General features: G+C 70.8%; 13 protein-coding genes and 5 pseudogenes. 8 read left to right on the forward strand and 10 right to left on the reverse strand.

The genetic code is table 11. The features are described from left to right. Nucleotides 1-6: 6 nt before the first annotated feature. The 4 genes and pseudogenes from ACFVU7_RS37005 to ACFVU7_RS37020 form a co-directional block, all read right to left on the reverse strand. Complete coding sequence (locus tag ACFVU7_RS37005; RefSeq protein WP_388050027.1) at nucleotides 7-399, reverse strand: transposase; 393 nt, start codon at nucleotides 397-399, stop codon at nucleotides 7-9. Nucleotides 400-519: 120 nt separating this feature from the next. Continuing rightward, a complete protein-coding gene (locus ACFVU7_RS37010) occupies nucleotides 520-930 on the reverse strand; it encodes a hypothetical protein (protein ID WP_388050030.1) in 411 nt (136 codons plus the stop codon). Between the two features lie 46 nt (nucleotides 931-976). Beyond that, a pseudogene (locus ACFVU7_RS37015) lies at nucleotides 977-1,798 on the reverse strand (IS5 family transposase); the annotation flags it as partial. A 267-nt stretch (nucleotides 1,799-2,065) separates the two neighbouring features. Then, on the reverse strand, nucleotides 2,066-3,448 hold the full coding sequence (locus tag ACFVU7_RS37020) for an IS701 family transposase (protein WP_388050033.1): 1,383 nt from the start codon (nucleotides 3,446-3,448) through the stop codon (nucleotides 2,066-2,068). On the opposite strand from ACFVU7_RS37020, the pseudogene ACFVU7_RS37025 reads away from it, so the two are divergent. Together ACFVU7_RS37025 and ACFVU7_RS37030 are read left to right on the forward strand one after the other, a co-directional pair. Further along, nucleotides 3,372-3,608 (forward strand): annotated as a pseudogene (locus ACFVU7_RS37025) (transposase); the annotation flags it as partial. The gene ACFVU7_RS37020 and the pseudogene ACFVU7_RS37025 overlap by 77 nt on opposite strands. 91 nt (nucleotides 3,609-3,699) lie before the next feature. Next, a pseudogene (locus ACFVU7_RS37030) lies at nucleotides 3,700-4,195 on the forward strand (transposase). 63 nt (nucleotides 4,196-4,258) lie between these two features. On the opposite strand, the gene ACFVU7_RS37035 reads toward ACFVU7_RS37030, so the two are convergent. Next, nucleotides 4,259-4,402, reverse strand: a complete 144-nt coding sequence (locus tag ACFVU7_RS37035; protein ID WP_388050036.1) for a hypothetical protein — start codon at nucleotides 4,400-4,402, stop codon at nucleotides 4,259-4,261. On the opposite strand from ACFVU7_RS37035, the gene ACFVU7_RS37040 reads away from it, so the two are divergent. Then, nucleotides 4,385-4,609, forward strand: a complete 225-nt coding sequence (locus tag ACFVU7_RS37040; protein WP_388050039.1) for a hypothetical protein — start codon at nucleotides 4,385-4,387, stop codon at nucleotides 4,607-4,609. The two genes, ACFVU7_RS37035 and ACFVU7_RS37040, sit on opposite strands and share 18 nt — an antisense overlap. A gap of 352 nt (nucleotides 4,610-4,961) precedes the next feature. Here the strand turns inward: ACFVU7_RS37040 and ACFVU7_RS37045 are convergent. Together ACFVU7_RS37045 and ACFVU7_RS37050 are read right to left on the reverse strand one after the other, a co-directional pair. Then, a pseudogene (locus tag ACFVU7_RS37045) lies at nucleotides 4,962-5,644 on the reverse strand (transposase); the annotation flags it as partial. Nucleotides 5,645-5,742: 98 nt separating this feature from the next. Further along, nucleotides 5,743-5,922: a hypothetical protein gene (locus ACFVU7_RS37050; RefSeq protein ID WP_388050041.1), complete on the reverse strand. Its 180-nt coding sequence runs from the start codon at nucleotides 5,920-5,922 to the stop codon at nucleotides 5,743-5,745. A gap of 807 nt (nucleotides 5,923-6,729) precedes the next feature. Here ACFVU7_RS37050 and ACFVU7_RS37055 point away from each other — a divergent pair. After that, the gene (locus tag ACFVU7_RS37055; protein ID WP_388050043.1) at nucleotides 6,730-7,179 is read left to right on the forward strand and encodes a hypothetical protein; all 450 of its coding nucleotides are present in this window, start codon (nucleotides 6,730-6,732) and stop codon (nucleotides 7,177-7,179) included. On the opposite strand, the pseudogene ACFVU7_RS37060 reads toward ACFVU7_RS37055, so the two are convergent. Next, nucleotides 7,176-8,850 (reverse strand): annotated as a pseudogene (locus ACFVU7_RS37060) (IS4 family transposase). The gene ACFVU7_RS37055 and the pseudogene ACFVU7_RS37060 overlap by 4 nt on opposite strands. A 248-nt stretch (nucleotides 8,851-9,098) precedes the next feature. On the opposite strand from ACFVU7_RS37060, the gene ACFVU7_RS37065 reads away from it, so the two are divergent. The 3 genes from ACFVU7_RS37065 to ACFVU7_RS37075 are packed head-to-tail and all read left to right on the forward strand — an operon-like array spanning nucleotide 9,099 to nucleotide 10,482. After that, entirely contained in the window at nucleotides 9,099-9,374 is a 276-nt protein-coding gene (locus ACFVU7_RS37065) for a hypothetical protein (protein WP_388050046.1), read from the forward strand. After that, nucleotides 9,371-10,273, forward strand: coding sequence for a hypothetical protein (locus ACFVU7_RS37070; RefSeq protein WP_388050049.1), 903 nt, complete (start codon nucleotides 9,371-9,373; stop codon nucleotides 10,271-10,273). Before ACFVU7_RS37065 ends, ACFVU7_RS37070 begins: the two co-directional genes overlap by 4 nt. Continuing rightward, complete coding sequence (locus tag ACFVU7_RS37075; protein ID WP_388050052.1) at nucleotides 10,270-10,482, forward strand: hypothetical protein; 213 nt, start codon at nucleotides 10,270-10,272, stop codon at nucleotides 10,480-10,482. Before ACFVU7_RS37070 ends, ACFVU7_RS37075 begins: the two co-directional genes overlap by 4 nt. Before the next feature lie 462 nt (nucleotides 10,483-10,944). Here ACFVU7_RS37075 and ACFVU7_RS37080 read toward each other — a convergent pair whose 3' ends face one another. Both ACFVU7_RS37080 and ACFVU7_RS37085 read right to left on the reverse strand, forming a co-directional pair. Beyond that, nucleotides 10,945-12,036 (reverse strand): SDR family oxidoreductase, encoded by a 1,092-nt coding sequence (locus ACFVU7_RS37080; protein WP_388050055.1) that lies wholly within the window; start codon nucleotides 12,034-12,036, stop codon nucleotides 10,945-10,947. Next, on the reverse strand, nucleotides 12,033-19,763 hold the full coding sequence (locus ACFVU7_RS37085) for an SDR family NAD(P)-dependent oxidoreductase (RefSeq protein ID WP_388050058.1): 7,731 nt from the start codon (nucleotides 19,761-19,763) through the stop codon (nucleotides 12,033-12,035). The genes ACFVU7_RS37080 and ACFVU7_RS37085 overlap by 4 nt, the downstream gene beginning before the upstream one ends. Before the next feature lie 1,071 nt (nucleotides 19,764-20,834). Here ACFVU7_RS37085 and ACFVU7_RS37090 point away from each other — a divergent pair. After that, nucleotides 20,835-22,124 carry a pyridoxal phosphate-dependent decarboxylase family protein gene (locus ACFVU7_RS37090; protein ID WP_388050061.1) on the forward strand — a complete coding sequence of 430 codons (1,290 nt, stop codon included), beginning with the start codon at nucleotides 20,835-20,837 and terminating at the stop codon, nucleotides 22,122-22,124. Nucleotides 22,125-22,630: the final 506 nt, after the last annotated feature.

A 22,630-nucleotide genomic window follows, 5' to 3' on the forward strand; every position in this document is an offset into this window, starting at 1 on the left:
ACGACACTAGTAACTCTGAGGGCTCGTCCTCATGAGTGGGCTACCACACTGGCGGGATTCGCCTTGGAGGACGTTCAGAAGACGCCCAGCGCGCACGAACACCGCCACCCATGACGGCACCCGGGAACTGCAGGCGGGGCACCTGCACGTCGGCAGGTGCTCCGTCTCGGGGCGTCGCCCACAGTCCAGCGCCACATGCAAGGCGCCGTGCTCGCGCCGGTGCTCGACGGCGAGTGACAGTTCGATCAGAGTCTTGACCGGACCGCCCGTGCACAGCATCGCATCTGTGAGCTCGAGCGACGAATCCGCACGGGCGTACAGACAGTCGTAGAACTCGACCCGAAAGCGGGACGGGACACCCAATGCCCCGTTCGCAGGCGCATTGGCTGCAAGACTCATAAGCAGCGGCTGTTCCGTCGTACTTCGTGACTCGACAACTCGAAGCGTGGGGAACGGCCGCGTCGCATGCTCCCCGATCCCGGAGATCTCAGAGGGTGTTCTGTGAAGCTTCGCCGGAGTTCAGGTCTGGGTGGCCGGTGTCGGGTTGGTAAGGGTAAACAGGCCGGGCTCGGGTTTGGTAAGGATGCCGCGGCTGACCAGGCGTTTCAGCTTGGCGCGGGTGCCTTCGATATGCCGTGGCTCGGGGGCGAGGCCGATCGCCTGGCAGACGTCTTTGGCCCGGAGTCCTTCCTCCGATGCCTCGATGACCGCCAGGATCGCGCGGTATCCGGGCGGCAGCGACTCCGGCGGCTCTGTGCCGGTCTCGGCCGCCAGTTCCAGGATGGTCTCCCGGGTGATCTCAAGACGCTTCAAGGTGTCCTCGGCGGCCGCGAGTTGTTCGGTGAGACGAGCGATCCGCTCACGCAGTTGTTCGACTGTCTCGCGGACGAGCCGCTGCCGGGACTCGATTTTGTCCAGGAGTTCCCTCATCGATGCTCCTGCCGGTCACAGGTTGCGGATGCCACGGTGGCGGGTCACGCCAGGTCGGGGTGGCGGCGCGGGTGAGTCGCCGGAGCATCACGTCGGTCATGGACCAGTGGATCGCCGCCACCGAGCTGGCCGGCTTCGCCTCGTAGTCACGTGCGAGCCTGCGATGGAGCATGAGAGTGCCCAGGGTCTGCTCGACCACCCACCGTCTCGGCTCGGGTGTGAACCCGCGTGCGCCGGGATCACGCCGGACGATCTCCACATCGATGCCAAGGGCGGCGCCGTGCTCGACCACGGCGTTCTTGAACCCGGCGTCCGCCCACGCCCTGGTCACGGTCGGCGCGCTCCGGGCGACCTTGTCCAGCAGCGCGACGCCGATCGCGTTGTCGTGGACGCTCGCCGCGACCACGACGACGGCGATGACCAGGCCGAGTACATCGGTGGCGATGCCCCGCTTGCGCCCCGGGCTCTTCTTGCCGGGATCCAGTCCGGTCGTCTCCTTCGGCGCGTTCGTCGAGGCCCGCACGGTCTGGGAGTCCAGGACGACCGCGGTGGGGTCCTCGTGTTGCCTGCGGCTTTCGCGGACCTGCCAGCGCAGCAGGTCGTGGATGGTCTCGGCGGTCCCGTCGTCGCGCCATGTGCCGAAGTAGTACTACACCGCGCTCTTGGGTGGCAGGTCGTGGGGCAGGTAGCGCCATTGGCATCCGGTGCGGGCCTGGTAGAGGATTGCGTTAACGATCTCCCGCATCTCGTACCGGCCGGCATGGCCGCTGACCGAGGGATGCCTCGCCTTCCACGCGGTGAGGACCGGCCGGATCAGCTCCCAGGCTTCATCCGACAGGTCGCTCGGGTACGCAGGGCGCTCACCCACATCCGTCAGCACACCGCGCCGACGGCCCGCCGTGAAGTACCGGAACCGGACAACTTGCCTTCAAGGACTACGAGAACCGCCCAAGACTCGCAGAACACCCTAAGCAGGTCTAGTACTGCAACGACACTTCGACATGCCCTCTTCGCTTGTAGTGGCTGGCGCGTGCCCGGGCTTGGGATTTTCTGCGCCAGTGGGACCAGGTGAGCGCGTGCCGGATTCCGTGGCGTATCGGAGAGGAGACGCGGTTGAACAGCCGTCGTGCCTCGTTCATGCTGACGGGCACGAGGGCTTCATCAGTTCGAGTTTTCTCGTCCCCTTTTTTGTCTCGGCCCGCAGGATAGCGAGGAAAGCGAGAGCGGCCATCGAGAGGGTGATGTGCCGGTACCACGGGGTGTAGCCGCGGACCTGGTAGTGGTCGAGGCCAGCCTCGTTCTTCGCGGTCTGGAAGCACTCCTCCACCATCCACCGCGCCCCCGCGATCTCCGTGAGCTTTTCAAGTGGAGTGCCGGTCGGGCAGAAGCAGATGTAGTAGGCGATTTCCGTGGGATCGGAGGTGCTTCGCCGGGCGAGCAGCCAGTGGTCCCATCCCTTGCGCCGCCAGGGCCGGATCGGGGCCGCGGCCCAGTTGTACTCCCGCGGGCCGTGGGCGCCGTCACCGCAGCTCAAGCGCTGCCACGCCTCGTCCGGAAGGCGGCCGATCAGCTCGTGCGCGCGGGCCTGGCCGAAGAACTCCATGGTCATGACCATCTGGGATTTCGGAACTGCGAGCACATGGGGGATGTCGTTCTCCTCCAGCCAGAGCCGCAGGCGCCCGGTCTGGCCGTAGAGTTCATCGGCTGTCACCCAGCCGAACGGCACTTCGGATTCCACCGCGCGTTTCAGCATCCGCAGTCCGATATCGGGTTTGGTGGCGAACTCGACGTCGTCTCCGATGCCCGCCGCCCGGCAGCGTTCACGGTCCGAGGTCCAGGCCTTCGGCAGGTACAGCTCCCGGTCGATCAGCGCCCGGCCCCGGTTGGATCCGTAGGCCAGGAACACCGCCACCTGGGAATCCTCGATCCGGCCCGCTGTGCCCGAGTACTGGCGGGCCACGCCCGCCGACCGGACACCCTTCTTCAGGAACCCTGTCTCGTCGAGGATGAGAACTCCATCATGGGGATCGCCGATGTTCTCCAGAACGGCATCACGGACATCGTCGCGCAGCGCGTCGGCGTCCCACTGGTAGTGGTTCAGCAGGCGCTGCATCCCCTGCGGGCCATCGTCGCCTGCGGCCTCGGCCAGGGTCCAGCCGTTCTTCCGCTCGGCCTCGCCGAGCAGTCCCCGCAGGTAGGACACCATCCGCCGCCGAGGTTCCACCCGACCGAAGCGGCCGGCGAACCGCGCCGTGAAGTCAGCAAACTCGCCCGACCATCCGTCAGTTATGTCTTCCAGCACGAACACACTCAACGAGGCGAGGACACGCAACGTTACGGAGTGTCGTTGCAGTACTAGGAAGGCCAGGTAGTTGATGGGGTCGCGTTCATGGCGGTGGTTGAGTCTGCGGTAGCCAGTCAGCCAGGACATCGTCCGTTCGATGACCCACCTGCGGCGCACCAGCCGCTTGAACGACGTGGCCGCGGTGAGAGTGCGTGTGATCGACACGGGTGGCATCGACGTCTACCTGGGCCTGGACGTAGGTAAGGGCGAACAGCACGCCACCGCTGTGACCCCGGCCGGGAAATGGGTCCTCGACAAGCGGCTACCCAACATCGAGCCGAGACTACGCGAGGTGTTCAGCAAGCTCCAGGCCAAGCACGGCACCGTGCTGGTGGATGTCGAGCAGCCCGCCTCGATCGGAGCCCTGCCGCTTGCGGTGGCCCGCGGTACGGGCTGCCGAATTTGCCTACCTGCCCGGCCAGACGATGCGAAGGATCGCCAACCTCTACTCGGGCGAGGCCAGGACCGACGCACGCGACGCGGCGATCATCGCGGACACCGCGCGACCTGGCGCCGTCCGACAGGACCGTCGCAAAGCTGGAGATGATCGTCGGATTCGACGACGACTTGGCCGCCGAGTCGACCAGGACCAAGAACCGCTTGCGCGGCCTGCTCACCCAGATCCACCCCTCACTGGAATGGCTCCTGGGCCCAAGACTGGACCACCCAGCCGTCCTGACAGTGGTCGAACGGCACGGCTCACCAGACGATCTCCGCCCACTGCTCGGGGGTGGGTTCGGGGATGTCGGAGCTGGGGCGGGGTGCGGACGGGGTCTTCATCGGCATCGGAGGCTCCTCGTCGGTGTCGGGTGGGCAACGGGCGAGTGGGGGCTGTCACCCCTGCGGGGGATGGTGGGGAGTGTAGGTGCTGCGGGAGCATCAGGGGTGTGGGATCCCTTCCGTGCAGGGGAGGGGAGTTGAGAGGGGTGGGTGCCTGGCATGTCGGCGTGCCGGGTACCCGCCTCGTTGTATTCGTGCCGGTGTTCAGTCGTCGATGATGGTGATGATGAGCGGGGCGCGCGGCGGGACGCCGAGAACGGTCCTGACGGCGTCCTCGACGTTCGTCTCCAGCTCGTCCCTGGCGTCCTGCTCGCTGATGTGTGCGTCGCCGTGACCGTCGATGGCCACGATCCGGCACCGGGTCTGGTGCAGGTTTACGGTGACGGCGAGGTCGGCCTGCGGGTGATGGTGATGGTGACGGTGGCCGATGTCCTGGGCGACGCGGCGGGCGTGGGGCAGCAGCACCCGGCCGAAGTCCACGGCCGCCTGGTCGCAGGGGTGGCGATGGCGATCAGGTGGGCGGCCACGCGCTCGAAGGAGTCGCGCGCGGCGTAGCCGCTGACGTCGCCGAGGCCGGGCGGGGGCCCAGCCGGCCCTGGCCCCGGAACCCGTACTCGGCGCACCACGGCTTGCCGCGGGGCTGGAAACGGTCGCGGCCGGAACTGCCGCTCATGTGTGGGTCGTCGATGGATGGTGGGTTGTGGGCGGGCGGCTCGGGTGGCACGCTCCGGGGTGATGCGGGAGCATGGAGTGAAGGGGCCTCGGATACCCCGCCCGGTGGGCGTTGCGTGCCGCTGCCACCGGGACGGGGTCCGGAGGCCCGTTTCCGCTTCCCCTTTCTCCGGCCGGACGTCCATTGGAAGGGGTGCCTCCCGGCGATCTACCGGCTACCGGCCGGCAGGCACCGGGGGATGAGGCTTGTGGTGCCCCCGCCCCGGTGGTGAGGCCGTCCAGCGCGATCCACCGGAGCGGGGGTCTCTGTGCGAGGTCGCCCCGGGCCGCGACCGGCAGGGATGGACCGGGGGAACACGGCCCCGCCCGTTCCGGAAGGGGGACGGGTGGGGGCGAGGCCGTGTTCCCGCCACAGGGCAAAAGGCCTGCTTCCGTTGCCTGTGGCGGGCCCGCCCCGTGACCTGCCGAGCTGGGCATGCTTCAAGCGGAGTTCGCGTCGCCGTCGGGTGCGTCTGCGCTCGTTCTGTCCGTTCTGTTCCTGCGACTGGCCCCCTTTTGCCGGGTTGTTTCCTGCTCGCGCGTGGCCTCCTCCAGGGCCTGCATGACATCGTCGTCGACGAGCATCCCGGCGGCGTCGTGGTGGGCCCGGACGGTCGTGGAGTCGACGCTGGCCAACGACAGGTCCGCCTTCCCCTCGCGGGCGGCCGCGGCGATCAGGCCTTCGAGCAGGGCACTGAACACGCCGGCGTCCCGCCAGACCCGGAACCGGCCGAAGACCGTGGACCAGGGGCCGAACTCCTCGGGCATCTCCCGCCACTGGGCACTGGAGCGGAACCGCCAGATCACACCCTCGAACTGGTCACGAAGCCGTTCGGGGTAGGGCCCGAACCTGCCGATCGGCAGATAGGGCTCGATCAAACTTCACTGCTCGTCGGTGAGTTGCCTGCGCGTCACATCCAACAGTCCTACCGGGTTCTGCCCCGGAGCGGGGCAGAACCCGAAGATTAATCACAACCTCACACAGGCCCCAGGTCGCCGACCACGTTGAGCGCCGCGAACGCGCTGGCCGGGGCTCGGCCGCGCTGGACGACGCCGAGCTGGTCGCTTGGCAGAAGGAGTTTCTGGAGTCGCTGCGCACCGGCAGCTCCGGGGCCGGCGCGATGCTCGTCCAGGACGGTGGCCGGGACATGAGCCATGCCGCGATCCAGGACGATCCCGGGGCAAACGGCTACCACCGCAAGACCGACAGCTCGCCCTGCAACTTCTGCGCTCATGGCCGGCAGGGGCGCGGTCTACAAGTCGAAGCGCACGGCCGCGTTCGGCGCGTACCCGCACTGCCACTGCCAGCCGGTCCCAATCTTCTCCCGCTGTTACCAACTCCCCGCCGAGAACCCGAAGTACGCGCGTATCTGGCGGGACTTCGGTGGCGGGTGGCTGGCAGACTGGCGTGCCTGTTAAAGCAGGTCGGTCAGGTGAATGCCGACTGCCGGGTGAAGTCTCACCGCTCGCCTCCGAGGGCGGATGCGACCTGGTGCAGCCGCCGTGCGACCCGGCCCCGTACAGCCCATGTTCGTGCGGTACGGGATGCGAAGACCTGCTTTCGCCGGACACCCACGCTCCAGCCCGGGGCAGTGCCCGCCGAGATGGCGACTCTGCCGGCCGACAGCGCGATGGTCACGAGGGTGGAGGCGGCCAGACTGCGGATCCTGGTCATCAGAGGTCCTTCCGAGGGAGGTCAGGTGCAGCACGGTACTCAGTGCCATGCCCGCCGTCACCGGTGTGTCACACACACGGGCCAAGCCGAAACGATTCATCCACGACTAGTACGACAACTCCCTTGTCGCACCCCCTGGGAGAGCAATGCCCGACACCCCGACGCCCGATACTCCAACCGCCGCCGAGGTGATCCGGGCGGGGTGGCCCGTCCGGACACCGAGCCCGCCACTGTGCCTGATGCCCCGCCGTCCGTCCTGCCGAATGTTGCAGATTCCGGGCAGTCAACCGTGGACAGCGGGGCGGGCCCGGCCCGTGCGCTGGACGGGCCGGACTACAAGGAACTGTACGAGAGGATGCAGGCCGACCTGGACGCGACACGCGAGCGCTCGGACGAGACCGGTATCGAGGCGGACGAACTGCGCGCGGAGGTCGCCCGGCTCCAGGAGCAGGCGATACGGGACCGGATCGCCGCCGAGTACGCGCTGCCGCCGGTCCTCGCCGCCCTCGTCCAGGGCGGCGAGGCGGCCGTCTGCCAGCCTGCCGAGCAGCTGGTCGCCCCCTACCCGCGCCTGGTGACCGTCTCCTTCGAATTCTCCTACCGAGGCGATTTCGGCGAGGGCTGGATCACGCCCGTGGTCTCCGGGCACGGCGAGCGCTGTCGTGCGGGCCGGCGGCTCCCACGACGCCCGGTGCAGCGCCACCGTCCGCGTGCCGGCCGGGCAATGCCGCGGAGTTAGGGGCTTTCCGCGCTTGTCAACGCGGTCTGTTTCCATGCGTCGGCGAGCGTGTAGGTCCCGTAGGCAATCTTCTTGAGAAGGCCTTCATTGGCCCACATGGTCATCTGACTCGCGAAGCTCGCGTGGTTTTGGATGCCCAGGGCGGTGGATGCTTCGCGGGGCCGCCAGGATCGTTCGGGATTGACTGCCATGAGTTGGAAGACTCGGTTTCGCAGGCCGGTGCGCGTGGACCCGTTCCTGGTGACGGCCTTGTGCTGGTCCTCGTGGCCGTCCGAGGGCAGGGGTGGGGTCCGGGGAGCCGGGCGGAGCGTCACTGCGAGGCTGGTGATCGTCTCGGGTTGCCGCGGGCGGGGGTCTGCCGAGCCGTGCGCGTATCGGGTGCGTCCGATCTTGGCCGAGCGGGCGCTGGTGCGCGGCCGTCTCGGTGGTAGGAGGCCGCCCAGGACTGCCAGGCCGATGGTGGCGACCAGTGGGTCGTGAGCGCTTTCTCCTGTGATCGTGCCGACGAGGATGACCTGGTCACGTGCGGTTTCAAGGGCGATGGTGAAACTGGCGCGGTCCGGGTCGGTGCCCGGACGCGACTCCACGGCGTCGACCATCGCGGTCCGCAGAAGTTGATAGACGATCAACTGAGCCCATAGTTCCTGTTCCAGGCCCGCACGATCCTGCGACCTGAGCACGCGGCCGTTCTGCAGTGTGTGTCGCAGTGCGTAGTAGGCGGACTCGATCTCCCAGCGCTCGTGGTAGAGGCGGACCAGCGCTTCGGCGGGGTCATTACGAGGATCGAGCAAGGTGGTGGCGATGCGGTAGCGCTCGCACAGTGTCCGGCCGCTGTCCGTGCCCAGTGTGATCACGGCATCGATCACACGTACTCTGAGTCCGCCCAGCCGGGTCAGATACGAGCCGTCCGCGAGCGGGGCAAGGACGGCCGGGCGACGGTGGGCGCCGACGCGGATGACGAACTGGGCCCCGGTGGCTGCGATATCCGCGAGGAAGGCGTCCCCGTCGAAGCCCCGGTCGGCAAGCACGAGCATGTCGGCGTTCACCAGCGGCAGGAGACGTCGCGCGTAGGCGGTCTCGTACTCCTCTGTCGGCCCGAACACCGCCCCGAGCAGGCCGCGGGAGCCGGTCTCGCAGAGCGTCATCAGTCGCAGGACCGGGTAGCCGGCCCAGCCCCACTGTGTCTGGATCCTGCCGAGCCAGGTCCGGTTGCGCCCGGAGTCGGGCACCTTCACGGAGGCGCACCCGTCGAAGGCCACCGTCCGCCAGCGCCGGTAGCGGACGCCCGGCGTCGTGGGTTGGGCGAGCGGTCCGGCGACCACCTCGAACAATGCCTTGAGCGGGGCGGTGCCCACGCGCCGCCGCAGGCATCGCAAGGCCTTCTCGCTGGGACGGGCGATGCCCGGCCCGGCGAGTCCGGCCGTCAGCTTGCCCCAGACCCGCAGATAGCCCAGGGCGGGGAACAGTGACAGGGCCAGTACGAAGTACACCCCGACACGAGAGGGCAGGAGCCGCCGGCGACGCTCCACTGCGCGGTTTTTCATCGAGCACCGCGTCAACGAGTTCAACAGGAAGGTAGCGGGTGAGCTCGCCCAGATGACCCGGCGCAAGAGCGGAATCTCCCTCTCTTGCAAGGCAATCCGGCCGAGCGATGGCAGACTGGTCAGCCAACGGGACCTCTTCAGCAAGTAGATCTTGGTCGATCACTTGCTATACGGGAGGTCCCGTCCTCATGCCCGCAGTTCGGGCCAGTATCACTCTCTTGACGGACCCGGACGAACCCTAACTCCGCGACATTGGCCGGCCGGCACCCCGCTCAACGTCTCCACCATGGTCTTCACCGACAACTCGGACAACAATGTCCGGCTCACCACCGCGTGGACGTCCTACGCCGAAGCCGTCGTCGTCTAGGCGGCCTGATGACGGACGACAATGGCTACCGCGTGATCCTCTCCGAGTTCAAGGGCGGCGCTCTGCTCGCCGAGCTGCCCGTCTCGGCCCTGAACTACCGCTCCATCCTCAACGCCCGCGGAGCCGCGAGCTTCACTGTGCCGCTGGCCGCCGAACCCCTCGCCGGACTCGACTGGTCGCTGATCTCGCCGTGGCGGATCACCGCCCACGTCCAGCGCGGCAGCCGCGTCCTGTGGGGCGGCCCGCTGATGGCCTGGAACGTGGACTGGCCGCCGAGGAGATGACGCTCGACTGCGTTGGCCTGTGGGAGTGCTACCGCAGGAATACGATCAACCTCGGCTACTCCACCGGCATGGCGCCGCGCGAACAGACCACCATCGCCCGCGAGTTGATCCAGCAGTTCGCCGACAACCCCTCGCCCGTCGCCCCCGGCGAGTACGGCTACTGGGGCAGCAACTGCCCCGGCGCGCTCACCTTCGGCCCCGACCTGGACACCATGAAGCGCGAACGCACCTACGACTGGTTCGCCTGGAAGTCGGGCGGTGAGGCCGTCGAACAGCTCGGCGCGGTGATCAAGGGCTTCGACTTCCGGATCGACCACGACTGGGACATCGACGCCCGCGTGATCCGCAACCACTTCCGCTTCCTCTACCCCGCCGGAGGCCAGGACACCGGCATCGTCCTGGAGCACGGGGCCAACTGCACCGTCACCAGCGTGACATCCGACGGCGACCAGATGTGCACCGAGACCGGCGTCAACGGCGCGGGCGAAGGCTGGTCACAGCTGAAGTCGCGGTGGTACAACGGTGTCCTGGAGACCGGCGATGGCCGCCGCATCCCCCGTCTGGCGGCCATCGCCACCAACACCTCCGTCGTGCGGGTCGAGACGCTGACCGCGCAGGCCGACGCTTGGTCGCCGTCGGCGCGTTCCCGATCGTCGTGCCTTAGGTCACGCTGCACTCGGGCGGCGAGCACTCCGCCGCCGAGCTGCGCGTCGGCCACAGGATCCGCGTTCGAGCGAGGGACGGCCCGCTGGCCCGGCGTCGACGCCGAGTACGTCATCCAGGAGATCAACACCAAGGTCTCCCGCAGCGGCGAGGAGACCACCCTCGCCCTCGTCCCCGTCACGATCTTCGAGCGCGTGGACGACTGGGTGAAGGGCGAACTGGAGGCCGCCGCGTGACCGCCTACGGCCAGGGCTGCGGCGGCTGCGTCGCCCGCAAGACCCGCCCCCGCTCGCTGGTGCTCGGAGTAGGCCGTCCCGTCTACATCACCACCCGCACCCCCACCCCACCGCCGCCCACCACCGGCCCCATCCCGCCGCCGAGCGTCCCTTCGACCAAGGGGACCGTCACCATCAACGGCGAGACCTACGGCCCCAGCGCGTGGTGAGCACCTCAATCGGCGAGCAGTTCGACCCCGCCTGGGGGCTGCGGACGGCGCGATGTAGCCGGCCATCCATCCTTGGACACAGGACGACAGCCGCCGCACCTCCATTTCCCCCTGCACCAGGCCCCGGTGCCGTGCCCAGTCCGGCGCCCTGCTCCCGGCCCGGTCCCACCAGGCACCGCACGTGCCTTCCCGCCTCTGACCGCCGTCAGACAGTGTGGTCACGGGAACTCCGAGCGACGCCATGGCCTGCGAACGACGCGAGGTCCGGCCCGTTGCGGCTCGGCGCACTGTTAAGCGCGCCCGGATCCCCCACGAGCCCCCGAGGCCCTCCTCGCGCCCCGTCCGGGCGCCGCTGACTGACACGCAGGACCTCGCAGGCCGTACGACGAGGCAGCGCCCACAGCCTCGGCCATGACGGGACCGACCGCGGACGGGCCCAGTCCGGGAGCCGGCAGGTTGACGTCAGGGCGGGAGCAGCGCCCCGGCGGCGATCAGGTTGGCGACAAGGCGGTCGAAGTACGGGGCGTCGAGGGGCGGTGCGTCGATCCCGACGGAGCGGGCGGCCGCGTAGGTGGCGGTGGAGTCGATGACCGGCAGCCGGGGGGCGGTGTGTTCGGTGAGGCCGCTGGCGGTCGAGACTACGTAGGCCGGGTAGACCTCTGGCTCCCAGGCATGCTGCCACACCTGGTGGTACCAGCCGGCCTCGGGGACGGGAAGCAGCGGGTAGCCGGCCCGTTGGAGGGCGATGAAGGGCACGTCGATCCGTACGGGCCGCGTGAGGTGGAAGACGGAGCCGCGTGGTGCCGTCTGGCTCAGCCGTACGATGCCGCGGGCGACGGTGTCCACGGTTTCCATGGGGAGGTGGCCGGGGCCGACCGGGATGCTGTGCAGCGCGACCGCGGCGCGCAGGAGGCAGCCCAGCAGGTCGGTGTCGGGTGAGGTGGCGCCGGTGGCGGAGTCGCCGGTGATGATTCCCGGGCGGTGGATGGTGATATCGGTGCCTCTGTCGAGGGCCTGGTCGACGCGTTGTTCGGCGTCGGCCTTGCTGAGTAGGTATCCGGAGGGGCCCGCCGTCGCGCGGGTGGGGACGGTGCCTTCGCTCACGGTGATGGTTCCGGTGGCGAGTGCGGTGACGAAGACTCCGGCGCTGGAGACGAAGTGCAGTCGGGCCGGCGGTCGGCCCAGTTCGGCCCGCCGGTCGAGCAGCGTGAGCAGCCTTTCGGTGCCGCTCACGTTGACGGGGGCGGTGCGGCCGTACGCGGCGGCCAGATTGACCGAGGCCGCGCAGTGGTAAACGGCGTTCACGGTGGTGGCGAGTTCGTCGTAGCGGTCGGGGGTCAGGCCGAGCAGCGGCGCGGTCAGGTCGCCGGGGACGGCGATGAGGCGGCGAGACCGGGCCGGTGCGACGCGGCGCAGCCGTTCGCTGGCTGGTGCGGTGTCGGAGTCGCGCAGCAGGCAATGGACATCGGCCTCGGAGGCGACGAGGAGTTCGCGGCACAGCCGCCGTCCGAGGAAGCCGGTGGCACCGGTGAGCAGGATGGCCCCGCTGCTCACCGGGTCCGCCGTTCGTGGTCCGGTGGCCCGCCGCGCGGCGGCGTCGGAGCAGGGGCGGAGCGCGGGATCCGGCTGAGGATGGTGGCCGCCAGCGCGGTCACCCCAGCGGCGGCGGTGATTTTGATGGCGGGCAGGTCGCAGTCGAAGGCCCGCCTGACGAGGGTGCTCAGCTCGGTGGCCATCAGCGAGTCGACGCCCAGGTGGTCCAGTCTGCGGTCGCGCAGGAGGGTGTCCGGGTCGGCTTGCAGAACTTGGCCGAGCAGTTGGCACAGGGTGTCCTCGACGACGGTCGGCAGGGTCTCGGGGGAGGCCTGGGCGATGCGTTGCCGAAGGTCGGGCGGTGCCTGGTCGATGTCCTCCTTCAGGAGGTCGGCGGTGCGCGGGGCGGCCAGGGCAGGGAGAGACCTGGCCGCGGTGGTCCAGTCGAGCGGTCCGATCTTCACAGTGTGCTCGGGCAAGGACGCGGGAACGCGTCCGAGTACCCGGTCCAGCTGGTGCAGGGCGTCCTCGGCGGGGATGCCCGTCAAGCCTCGGTGGTCGAGTGCCTGGGCGATGCCGGTGCGGTGGGCGTAGCCGGTGCCGGTGATCTGCGGCCACTGCACGGCCAGGGCCTGGCGGCCGGCCGCGCGGCGGGCTCCGGCGAGCTGTTCCAGGGCGAGGTTGCCGGCCGCGTAGGCGCTCTGGCTGAGGTTGCCGACGAGGGCGCTGGTCGAGCTGTAGTGAAGCAGGAAGTCGAGGTCCCGTCCCCGGGTCAGTCGGTCGATGACCAGGCCGCCGGTCATCTTGGGCGCGAGTACCGCGCGCAGCTGCTCGTCGTCAAGGCGGGTGAGCGGGGCGTCCTGCAGCACCATCGCCGCGTGGACGATGCCCGCCAGTCGCCGCCCGGAGCCGATGGCCGTGTGGAGAATCCGTTCCATGGCCGCGGCGTCGGCGACATCGGCGGCATGCGCGGTCGCGCTCACACCCCGCTCGCGCAGATCCGCCAGCAGTGCGCCCGCCTCCGGGGCGTCGACGCCCCGGCGGCCGACTAGTTCGAGGTGGCGGGCGCCCAGGTCGGCGAGGTGCCGGGCGGTGGCGGCGCCGAAGCCCCCGAGGCCGCCAGTGACCAGGTAGACGGCCTCGGGGTCGAGGCGTGGGGCGGTGATGGGCTGCCGGACCGGGGCGGGGCCGGTCAGGTCGACGACGACCTTGCCGAGGTGCCGGGAGCACCGCAGGCTATCGAACGCCTCTGCTAGTCGCGTCGCCGGGTACACCTGGTGCGGCAGCGGCCGGTAGAAGCCGTCGCGGACCGCTGCCGCGAGTTCGGCCAGTTGGCGGTCCGCGAGCGAGGAGGTGCCGGCCATCAGGGCGGCTACGTCCACACTGTGGAAGGCGAGGTTATCGAGGAAGCGGGCGAGCGGCAGCGCGTTGTCGGCAAGGAAGTCCTGCTTGCCCAGTTCGACGAACCGGCCGTACGGGCGCAGTACCCGGAGACCGCGGACCTGGGCTTCGCCTGCTAGCGAGTTGAGTACCACGTCGACGCCCTGCCCGTCCGTGAGGTCCATGACCCGGTCGGCGAAGGCCAGGCTGCGAGAGTCCAGGACGTGCGCGGCACCGAGCCGGCGGACCAGGTCCCGCCTGGCCTCAGTGCCGGCGGTGGCGATCACCCGGGCGCCGATCAGGTGGGCGTACTGGAGCGCGGCGAGTCCCACACCGCCCGCGCCGCCGTGCACGAGCACGGTCTCCCCGGGGGAGAGCCGGGCCCGTTCGCCCAAGCCATATTGGACGGTGAGGAAGGCGACCGGGAGGGTGACCGCCTCGGTGCAGGTCATGCCCTCGGGGACCGGCAGGAGGCGGTCGGCGCGGGCCAGCACGTGCGACCCCAGCGCACCGGCGGTGATCGTGGCCACGCGGTCGCCGATGCGCACGTCGTTGGTACCGGATCCGAGAGCCAGGACCGTGCCCGCGCATTCGAAGCCGACGCCGCCGGCCGTGGGGGTGCCTGGTGCTGCGGGTACTTCGGGGACCAGCCCGCGGGCGGTCATGATGTCCCGGTAGTTGAGGGCGGCCGCTTCGACCGTGATCAGCACTTGCCCGGGGCCCGGGTCGGGCCGCTCGGCAGCTGTCCAGGCGACGCGGAAGGCGCGGCCGATGTCGCTGGTTTCCGCGGTGAAGGGTGGCCGCCGGGGGCCCCGGTACAGGGTTGGGCGTGGGGCCGACTCGCGGACCCTGGGCACGAACCGTCCCGGGGGGGTGAGCAGGACCTCGTCCTCGGCCGATTCGGTGAGCAGTTCGTCGAGCAGTCGCCGGGCCAGCGCTTCGTAGTCCGGCTGCCCGGGGGCCGCCCGGGGTCCGTCGTCCGGGCAGAGCAGGGCGATCCGCCGCAGCGGGGTGGCCGGCAGTTCGTTCGCTAGGCTTCGGGCCCCGCCCCACATGGCGGCGGTGACCACGCCGCCCGGCGGCAGGGCCGGGGCCAGGGCCGGACTGCGGGCCGCCAGCCAGAGGGCGGGCTCAATGTTCCCGTCTCGGTCCTCGCAGGCACGTGCGATGGCCCGCAGACCTGCGAGGCCGACGACGGCCTCCTCTGTGAGCCGCTGGGCCGGTACACTGTCCTGTCCCGCTGGTTCGTCGGTGCACAGGACGATGCCGAGACGGCCGCGCTCCCGCGCGAACAGTTCCCGCCACGGCACGTCGGCGGCGGGCCCAGTGACCTGGACCCGGCCCGGTGCGGCGGGCTCAAGTAGTTCGGCGAGGCGGTGCGGGAACGGGCCGGGGCCTGCGGTGCCCGCCCAGCTGATCACCCAGCCACTGTCGCGGGCGGCTGGGGGCCTCCGGTCGGCGGCCTCGGCGTCCGGCCGTGAGGCAAGGAGCACCGAATGCCCTCGGAGGGCGCCGATGGACGAACCGTCCACGCACGCGGTCCTCTCGAAACCGCATTCGCGCAGCAGCGGCTGCCAGGATTCCGCGTCCAGCAGTGGCCCGCGGGGGCGTAGGGTCCGGTCACGCCGGTTCCAGTAGCTGGGCAGCGCACCGAACAGCGGTGCGGCGAGCAGTTCGTCGTGGACCTCGAAGGCGAGCAGGTGGCCGCGTGGGGCGAGCAGCCGCGCCACCGACGTGAGCGAGGCGGCCAGGTCGGTGGCGGTGTGCAGCGCTTCGGAGGCCAGGACCAGGTCGTAACCGCTGGCTTCGAAGCCCTGTTCCTCGGGCCCGAGGTCGAGGTCCAGGGTGCGGTAGTCGACGAAGTCGTAGGAGGCGAGGCGCTCCCGCACTGCGGGGAAGAACGCGGCGGAGACGTCGGTGAAGGTGTAGCGGGTCCGGTCGGCCGACAGGTCGGGTAGTAGCCGCGCGGCCAGCGCGCCGGTGCCGGCACCGATCTCCAGGACCCGCAGCGGTCGGTCGGCCGGCCAGCTGGCGAGTACGGTCCGCAGGAGCAGGCGAGCGGTGAGGTAGCCAGCCTGGCTGTACGGCGACTGGTCGTAGAACCGGGCGGCCAGCGCGTCGGGCTCGGAGAAGAGGAGTTCGAACGGATCCTGACGGCCGCGCAGTCCGGCGGCGAACCGGGCGCCGCAGTACGCGTACGCGTGCAGGAGGGCGGCCTGTGCCGGACAATCGCGCACGGCCCGGCGCAGGACTGCGTCGGGATCCGGTTCTGGGCCCAGCCTCCACCGGTCGGGCCCGGCGGGCGTCAGCTGGCCGCGTTCCTCTGCGACCCGGAACAGGACGGCCAGCCAGTCCAGCCGTCCGGGGTCGACTCCTCCTTTGGCGACGGCGTCGGCCGGTCCCACGACCGGGTGCCCAGGCAGGAGTTCCCGCAGTGCTGCGGCGGTCCAGTGCGCGGTCAGGTCGAGCGCGTACTCACGGAAGCGTGAAGGGTCCTCACAACCGGGGGGGAGCACGGCCAGTGCCTCTGACACGACGGAGGCCGGATCGCTCAACGGTGCGGGGGAACCGTCGGAGCACGGCAGCGGGGCGGCCCGTAGGACTTCGGCCAGTACAGGCTGCGCCGCGGCCCGCGCACCATCGAAGCGCACCAGTCGGCAGTCTGTCAGTTCCATGGCGACCGTGCCGTCCCGGTCGGCGATGGTGACATCCCAGTGGAGCTCCCGTGCGGTGCCGCCTCGAGCGCGGACACGGATCAGTCCGTCGGGCGGTAGCGGCTGCCACCAACGGACCCGGCCGAAGCGATCCGGCAGGTAGGGCGCCGACTCCGCATCACCGGTCGGCAGCAGCGGGATCCCGGCCTGCAACGCGCCGTCCAGCAGGGCGGGGTGGGCCGTCGGGCCGGAAGCCATCCCGGCCGGGGCGCTGTACCAGGCCAGGACCTCGCCCTCGCCGACCCACAGCTCGGTGAGCGGCCGGAACGCCGGCCCGAAGTCGAGCAGCAGCCGTTGGCACCGCGCGTGGTGCCTCTCGGAGGACCACCGCTCGCCGCCGGCGGTCGCCGGGTGCGCGTCCAAGGCGGTGGGCCGTTCCCGGAACAGGCGCCGGGCCCGACCGGTCGCGTGCCGTTGCCACTCGTCCTGCGCGCGGGCGCGGCCGAAGACGCGGATCCGGCCGCCCTCGCCGAGGGAGGTCTGCACGCTCAGCTCTGCCCGGGGGTCGTCGAACGGCAACGGCAGTGCCCGTTCGACGACCAGGTCGGTGAGCTCGACAGGGCCCGTGGATACCTCCCGGGCGGCGCTGACGGCGAGGTCGACGAAGGCGGCGGCCGGCATCACGGGCACCGAACCGACCGTGTGGTCGGCCAGCCAGGCGTCACGCTCCGGGTCGTAGCCCCGCTGCCAGAGCGGATCGGCACCGGGCAGCCGTCCGCCCAGCACGGGGTGCTCCCCGGTACCGGCCGACTGCCGCCACCAGCCGGGCCCGCCGCTCCAGTGCCGCTCGCGCTGCCACGGGTAGCCGGGAAGGTCGACCACCGGGGCGCGCACCGGGAAGAAGGCCCGCCAATCGACCTGGGCCCCACAGGCCAGCAGGTCAGCCACCGAGGCACGCAGGTGCCGCACTCCGGGCTCGGCCCTGCGCAGTGTCGCCCGCACGATTCGTTCGTCGTCGCAGTCGGCCGCCACCTGGCGCAGATAGGGGGCCAGCACCGGATGCGGCCCGATCTCCAAAACCACGTCGCAGCGCTGCAGCAACTCCTGCGCGGCCCGGGCGAAGAGGACCGGCTCCCGGATGTTGCGCCACCAGTACTCGGGGCCGAGCTCACTGCCCGCCACTGGCATACCGCTCACGGCGGAGATCAGGGTGGTCCTGCCCCCGGTGGGTTTCAGGCCCGCCAGTGCGGCGAGCAGTGGCCCCCGCAGTGGATCCATGGCACTGCTGTGGAAGGCGTAGTCCAACGGCAGCTCCCGGAAGAACACCCCGCGCCTGTCGAGGGTCCGGCCCAGTTCGGCGATGGCCGCGGGATCCCCGGAGAACGTCACGTCCCGGTGGCTGTTGACGCCGGCCACCACCAGGCGTCCCCGATGGGTGGAGAGCAGGGCGTCGGCTTCCTCCGGACGGACCGCGGCGGCCGCCATCCGCCCGGACCCCGCGGTCCGAGCCTGTGCCCGGCTGCGCTCGGCGATCACCTGGCAGGCCTGGGCCCGGTCCAGCGCGCCGGCACAGTATGCCGCCGCCACCTCGCCGACGCTGTGTCCGGTCACGGCCGTCGGACGGATCCCGCAGGCGGCGAGCGAGGCGACCAGGCCGGCCTGCACGGCGAACAGCAGCGGCTGTGCCACCTCGGTGCGCGCCAGTTCCTCCTCGGACACCCGGGGCAGCACGGCCCGCACCGACCAGCCAAGCCGGGGTTCGAGCTCGGCGTCCACCGCCGCGACCTCGGCGCGGAACGCCGCGTCCTGACGGAGCAGGTCGGCGGCCATGCCGGCCCACTGCGAGCCGTTGCCGGAGAACGCGAAGCCGACCGTGCCGCGCGCCACCGCCGCCACCACGGCCTGCTCGCCGCCCGCCCGCAGCGCGGCGGCCGCCTCCCCGGCGCTGTCGGCCAGCACAGCGGCGCGGTACTCGCGCAATCCGCGACGGCGGCAGGTGGTGTGGGCGAGGTCGTAGAAGCCTGTACTGGGCGCCGTCCCCAACCGCTCGGCCAGCAACTCGGCCGCCGCCGCGCAGGCCGCCGGGGTATGGCCGCTGACGACCACCGGCCGCGCGGCGGGCAGCACCTGCTCGCGCTCTTCCGCCGGGGGCGGCGCGCCGAGGGCCACATGGGCATTGGACCCACCGAAGCCGAAGGAGTTCACCCCAACCAGCCGGCCCCGCTCTGCGGCGACCGACAGCGGTGCGTCCACGGGGGCCAGGCCCAGTCCGGCGAAGTCGATCCCGCCGTTCAACGGCTGCGTATGCAGGGTCGCCGGGATCACCCGGTGCCGCAGCACCAATAGAGCCTTGAGCAGTCCCGCCGCCCCGGCCGCCGACTCCAGGTGCCCCAGGTTCGCCTTCACCGAGCCGATCGGCAGTGGCCGCGAGCGCCGGGTGCCCAGCACCTGCCCGAGTGCGGCGCACTCCACAGAGTCCCCGGCCTGGGTACCGGTGCCGTGCGCCTCGAGGTAGAGCAACTCCTCGGGGCTGATCCCGGCCGCGGTGTAGACCCGCTCCAACAACTCCGCTTGGGCATGGAAACTGGGCAGGAACAGGCCCGCGGTGCGCCCGTCGCTGTTCAGGGCACTGCCCACCACCACGGCGTGAACCCGGTCGCCGTCCGCGAGCGCCGCGTCCAGCCGTTTCAGGACGAAGATCCCCGCGCCCTCGCCCCGGGCGAAGCCGTCCGCCAGCGCGGAGAACGGATGGCAGCGCCCGGTCGGCGAGAGCATCGAGGCCTTGGCGAACCCGACGAAGTCGCACGGGTCGAGCAACACGTTCACCCCGCCGCCCAGCGCCAGCCCGCTACGGCCGCTGCGGACCGTCTCGCAGGCCTGGTGGAAGGCCGTCAGCGAGGAGGAACAGGCGGTGTCGACGATCGTCGAGGGGCCGTGCAGGTCCAGGACGTAGGAGAGCCTGTTGGCGTTGTTGCACAGCATCGTGCCGCTCATGGTGTAGGCGTTCCAACCGCGCGGGCGGCGCTCTTGCAGGTGGCCGTAGTCGCGCAGCGAGACACCCACGGCCACCGACGTGTCGCCGCCGGCGAGAGAGGCAGGGTCGATCCCCGCGTCGTCCAACGCCTCGACAGCGCACTCCAGCACCAGGCGCTGCTGCGGGTCCACCTGGGCAGCCTCCTTCGGCGAGACGCCGAAGTAGGCGGCGTCGAACTCCTCCAGCGAGTCCAGGAACCCGCCCGCCAGGGTGCAGGTCCGCCCTGGCCGCTCAGCGTCGGCGGCGAGGTAGTCGGCGGCCGGGAACCGCTCGGGGGGTGCGTCGGTGACGACGTCGCGCCCAGCCAGCAACAACTCCCACAGCGCGTCGAGGGACGCCACGTTTCCGGGCAGTCGGCACCCGACTCCGATCACGGCGATCGAGTCAGGCGGCCACAGATCCGGTCCGTCAGGGTGGTACCGGTGTGGCCCCGACGGATCGACCGAACGGGGGAGGAGTGCGCGGGAACCTGACATGAGGACTTCCTCTCCCGCAGCAGCGGGGCCCAGCAGCAATGCCGGAACCAGCGGCGGGTGACCCGCAGCCACGACAAACAGCTGAATGTAGTCATCATCGGTCCACATCGATTTTATCGAACGCTCGTCGCGCCGCGAGGCGTGCGCCGGCACCCGATGCCGCGTCCGTTGATGGGCCCGTCTGGGCCGGCCGAGCGACGGCATCAGGACGCGGACCTTGGCGCGGCTGGCGTCCTGCCCGATGCGGCCTCGGACGGCACTACCGTCGTCGCCCGGCCCGGCGCCGTCCTCACAGGTCAGGAACCGTCATGACACGGCCCACGGACCTGCAGGGCCCAGGCGACCTCACTGTGGTCGGCGAGTACGTCGTTCTCACACCGGGATGCGGCGCGATCGCGGCCCCTCGACGCGTCTATGGCTGGGCGGGCCCGCGCCTCACGACTGCCCCGCACCGGATGGTACGGAAGCGCTAACTATCACTGTATGCATTCGAATCGCTTCAGGCCGCAGGCCCCGCCGTTCTGGTCGCGAGATGCTCGTGGGCGTCGGCAGACGGCCTCTCCATGGGCGAGGTGCAGAAGCAGGCGGGCGCCTCTGAAAGACGGTCGTGAAAGGCGGTTGGTCAGTGATACGAGTGATCTGAGTTGTGTCGTCGTGCGATCCGACTCCCACAGTGGGAAGCGGGGCGGCATTGTCGCATCCGGGGTTTCCGCCCGGTTCGCCGGATCCTGGGGCCTGTGCTTGCGCCGCCTCTTGATCCCCGCCAGGACATGTGGGCGACCGCGTCTGCACACCGGACACGAGTCAGCGATCCACATCGTTTCCGGACGGGCCGAGACGGCGGCGGCGCGGCCCACGAGAAGGCCGCTGGCCGGGCTTCGATGCGAGGCGTGCGGCCGCCCCTCCTCACCGGTCCTGCCAGTGAAGGCCCCGAACTCCGGAGCAGGGACGGCGGGCCTGCGATGGCGGGGGGACCGCAAGCGTATGAGCATGGTTGTTGGTACCGCTGGACATCCCCACGCGGGCGCGAGGTGCGCATGCCCCGGACCGTCGACCGGGTGGTGAGACATGTCGTCCGTCAGACACCGTTCTGTTCGCGCTCGGCGCACGGACGTCGGCGCGGGAAGGGGCGCTCCCGTTCACGACACTGGCGCTCTGGTCCCGAACGCGCGGGAGTACGCGCACTGGCTGGCGCGCGCTGCGGAGATCCTGGAAGACTTCCAGAGGGACCTACCCGACCGGGCCCCGGTCTACCCCGCGGCCGGTCCCGAGCTGATGGACCTGCTGAGTGGCGCACCGCCGGAGGAGCCGGGGGATGCCGACGCCCTGCTGAACCTCGCGGCGAGGGCCGCCCGCACCTCGGTGGAGCCGTTGTCGCCCCGGAACATGGCCTACGTCCCGAGTGGCGGCCTGCCCAGTGCTATGGCGGCCGCCATGCTCACCACCGGCTTCAACCGGGTGACCTGGGTTCCCGACCTGAACCCGGCCATGGTCGCCGTCGAGCAGGGCGTGATGGCCTGGCTGTGTCACCTCTTCTCCTTGCCCCCCAGTGCCGTCGGCACCACCCACACGGGTACTTCGCTGGCGACCCTGACTGCGCTGACCGCCGCCCGCCAGGACCGCCTCGGTGACGACCTCGCGAACGCCACCGCCTACACCACCCGCCATACCCACCCCGTCGTCCTGCGGGCCCTGCGCATCACCGGGCTGCCGGCCGACGCCGTCCGGACCATCCCCACCACCGCCGACCTGCGCATGGACCCGGACGCCGCCGCCGCTGTCGTCCGGGAGGACCGCCGCGCCGGACGCCGCCCCTTCCTGCTGATCGCCAACGCGGGCACCACCCTCACCGGCACTATCGACCCTCTTGCCGAGCTTGCCGACCTCGCGTCCCGCGAAGAGCTCTGGCTCCACGTCGACGCTGCCTACGGCGGCGCCTTCCAACTCACAGACCGAGGCCGACGCCGCCTCGACGGCGTCCACCGCGCCGACAGCATCACCTTGGACCCGCACAAGGGCTTCTTCCTGCCCCACGGCTCCGGCGTCCTGCTCGTCCGCGACGTCGCTTCCCTGCACGCCGCTTTCTCCCTGTACGGCGACTGCCTGGTCGACCTGCACCCCGTCGCGGACCTACCCACCTACAGCGACCTGGGCCCCGAGCTCACCCGCGAGTATCGCGGCCTGCGCCTGTGGTTCCCACTGCACCTCCATGGCCTGGCGGCCTTCCGCACCGTCCTGGACCGGATGCTCGACCTTGCTCTGTACGCCCACCAGGCCCTTGCCCGGGACTCACTGACAGAGACCCTCCCGTACGCCCCGGACCTGACCGTCGTCCCCTTCCGCCTCCGCGACGCGGACGACACAGCCAACCGGGCTCTGCTGGAGCACATCAACGCCACCGGCGACCTATTCCTCAGCGGCGCCGAACTCGACGGTCGCTACGTCCTGCGCCTGTGCCTGCTCGATCAGCGCCTCCGTCCCGAACACCTGGATCAGGCCCTGGCTGTCATCCGCAGCAGTGCCCGGCTGATCCAGGGCGGCGACCACCCTCTGGAGACACCGTGAACCCCGTGGACGCAGGCGCTTCCCGGAGGGCCGGGCGCCGGTGAGCACCTCGACCAGCTGGCGGGCGAACCGGGCGGCCAGTGCCCCGGCGGCCGGCCCGGGGTGCGGCCCCGAGTGCGGCGCGGGGGTGCCGGTGCAGGCGGCGCGCGGGTGGCGCGGGCGGCGGCCGGCCGGGTCGCAGCCGCCGGTGTCACGCGGACGGCGGTACGGGCGGGCGGTGGGGTGGGCGCTGTACCGGACGGTCACGGGTGGCTCCTCGGCTGGGTGGTGCGGGTACGGACGGGGCCAGGCTGGGGGCGTCCCGCGCGGGGCGGCAACGGGTTTCCGGGGCGGCGGGGACGGGCCGCCGAATTCACCTATCCGGGGGAACCGGCCAATGCGGCGACGGGCCGGAGGGGTCGTCCGGCGGCGCCCGGTTGACGTGCGGGGACGGGCCGTACGGTCCAAAAGGGGACGCTCCGGCTGGGCGGACCGGGTGGCGGCGCCCGGCCGCCGCATTGCGCCGT

It is taken from the genome of Kitasatospora sp. NPDC058046 (genome assembly GCF_042885595.1).
Classification (GTDB): Bacteria; Actinomycetota; Actinomycetes; order Streptomycetales; family Streptomycetaceae; genus Kitasatospora.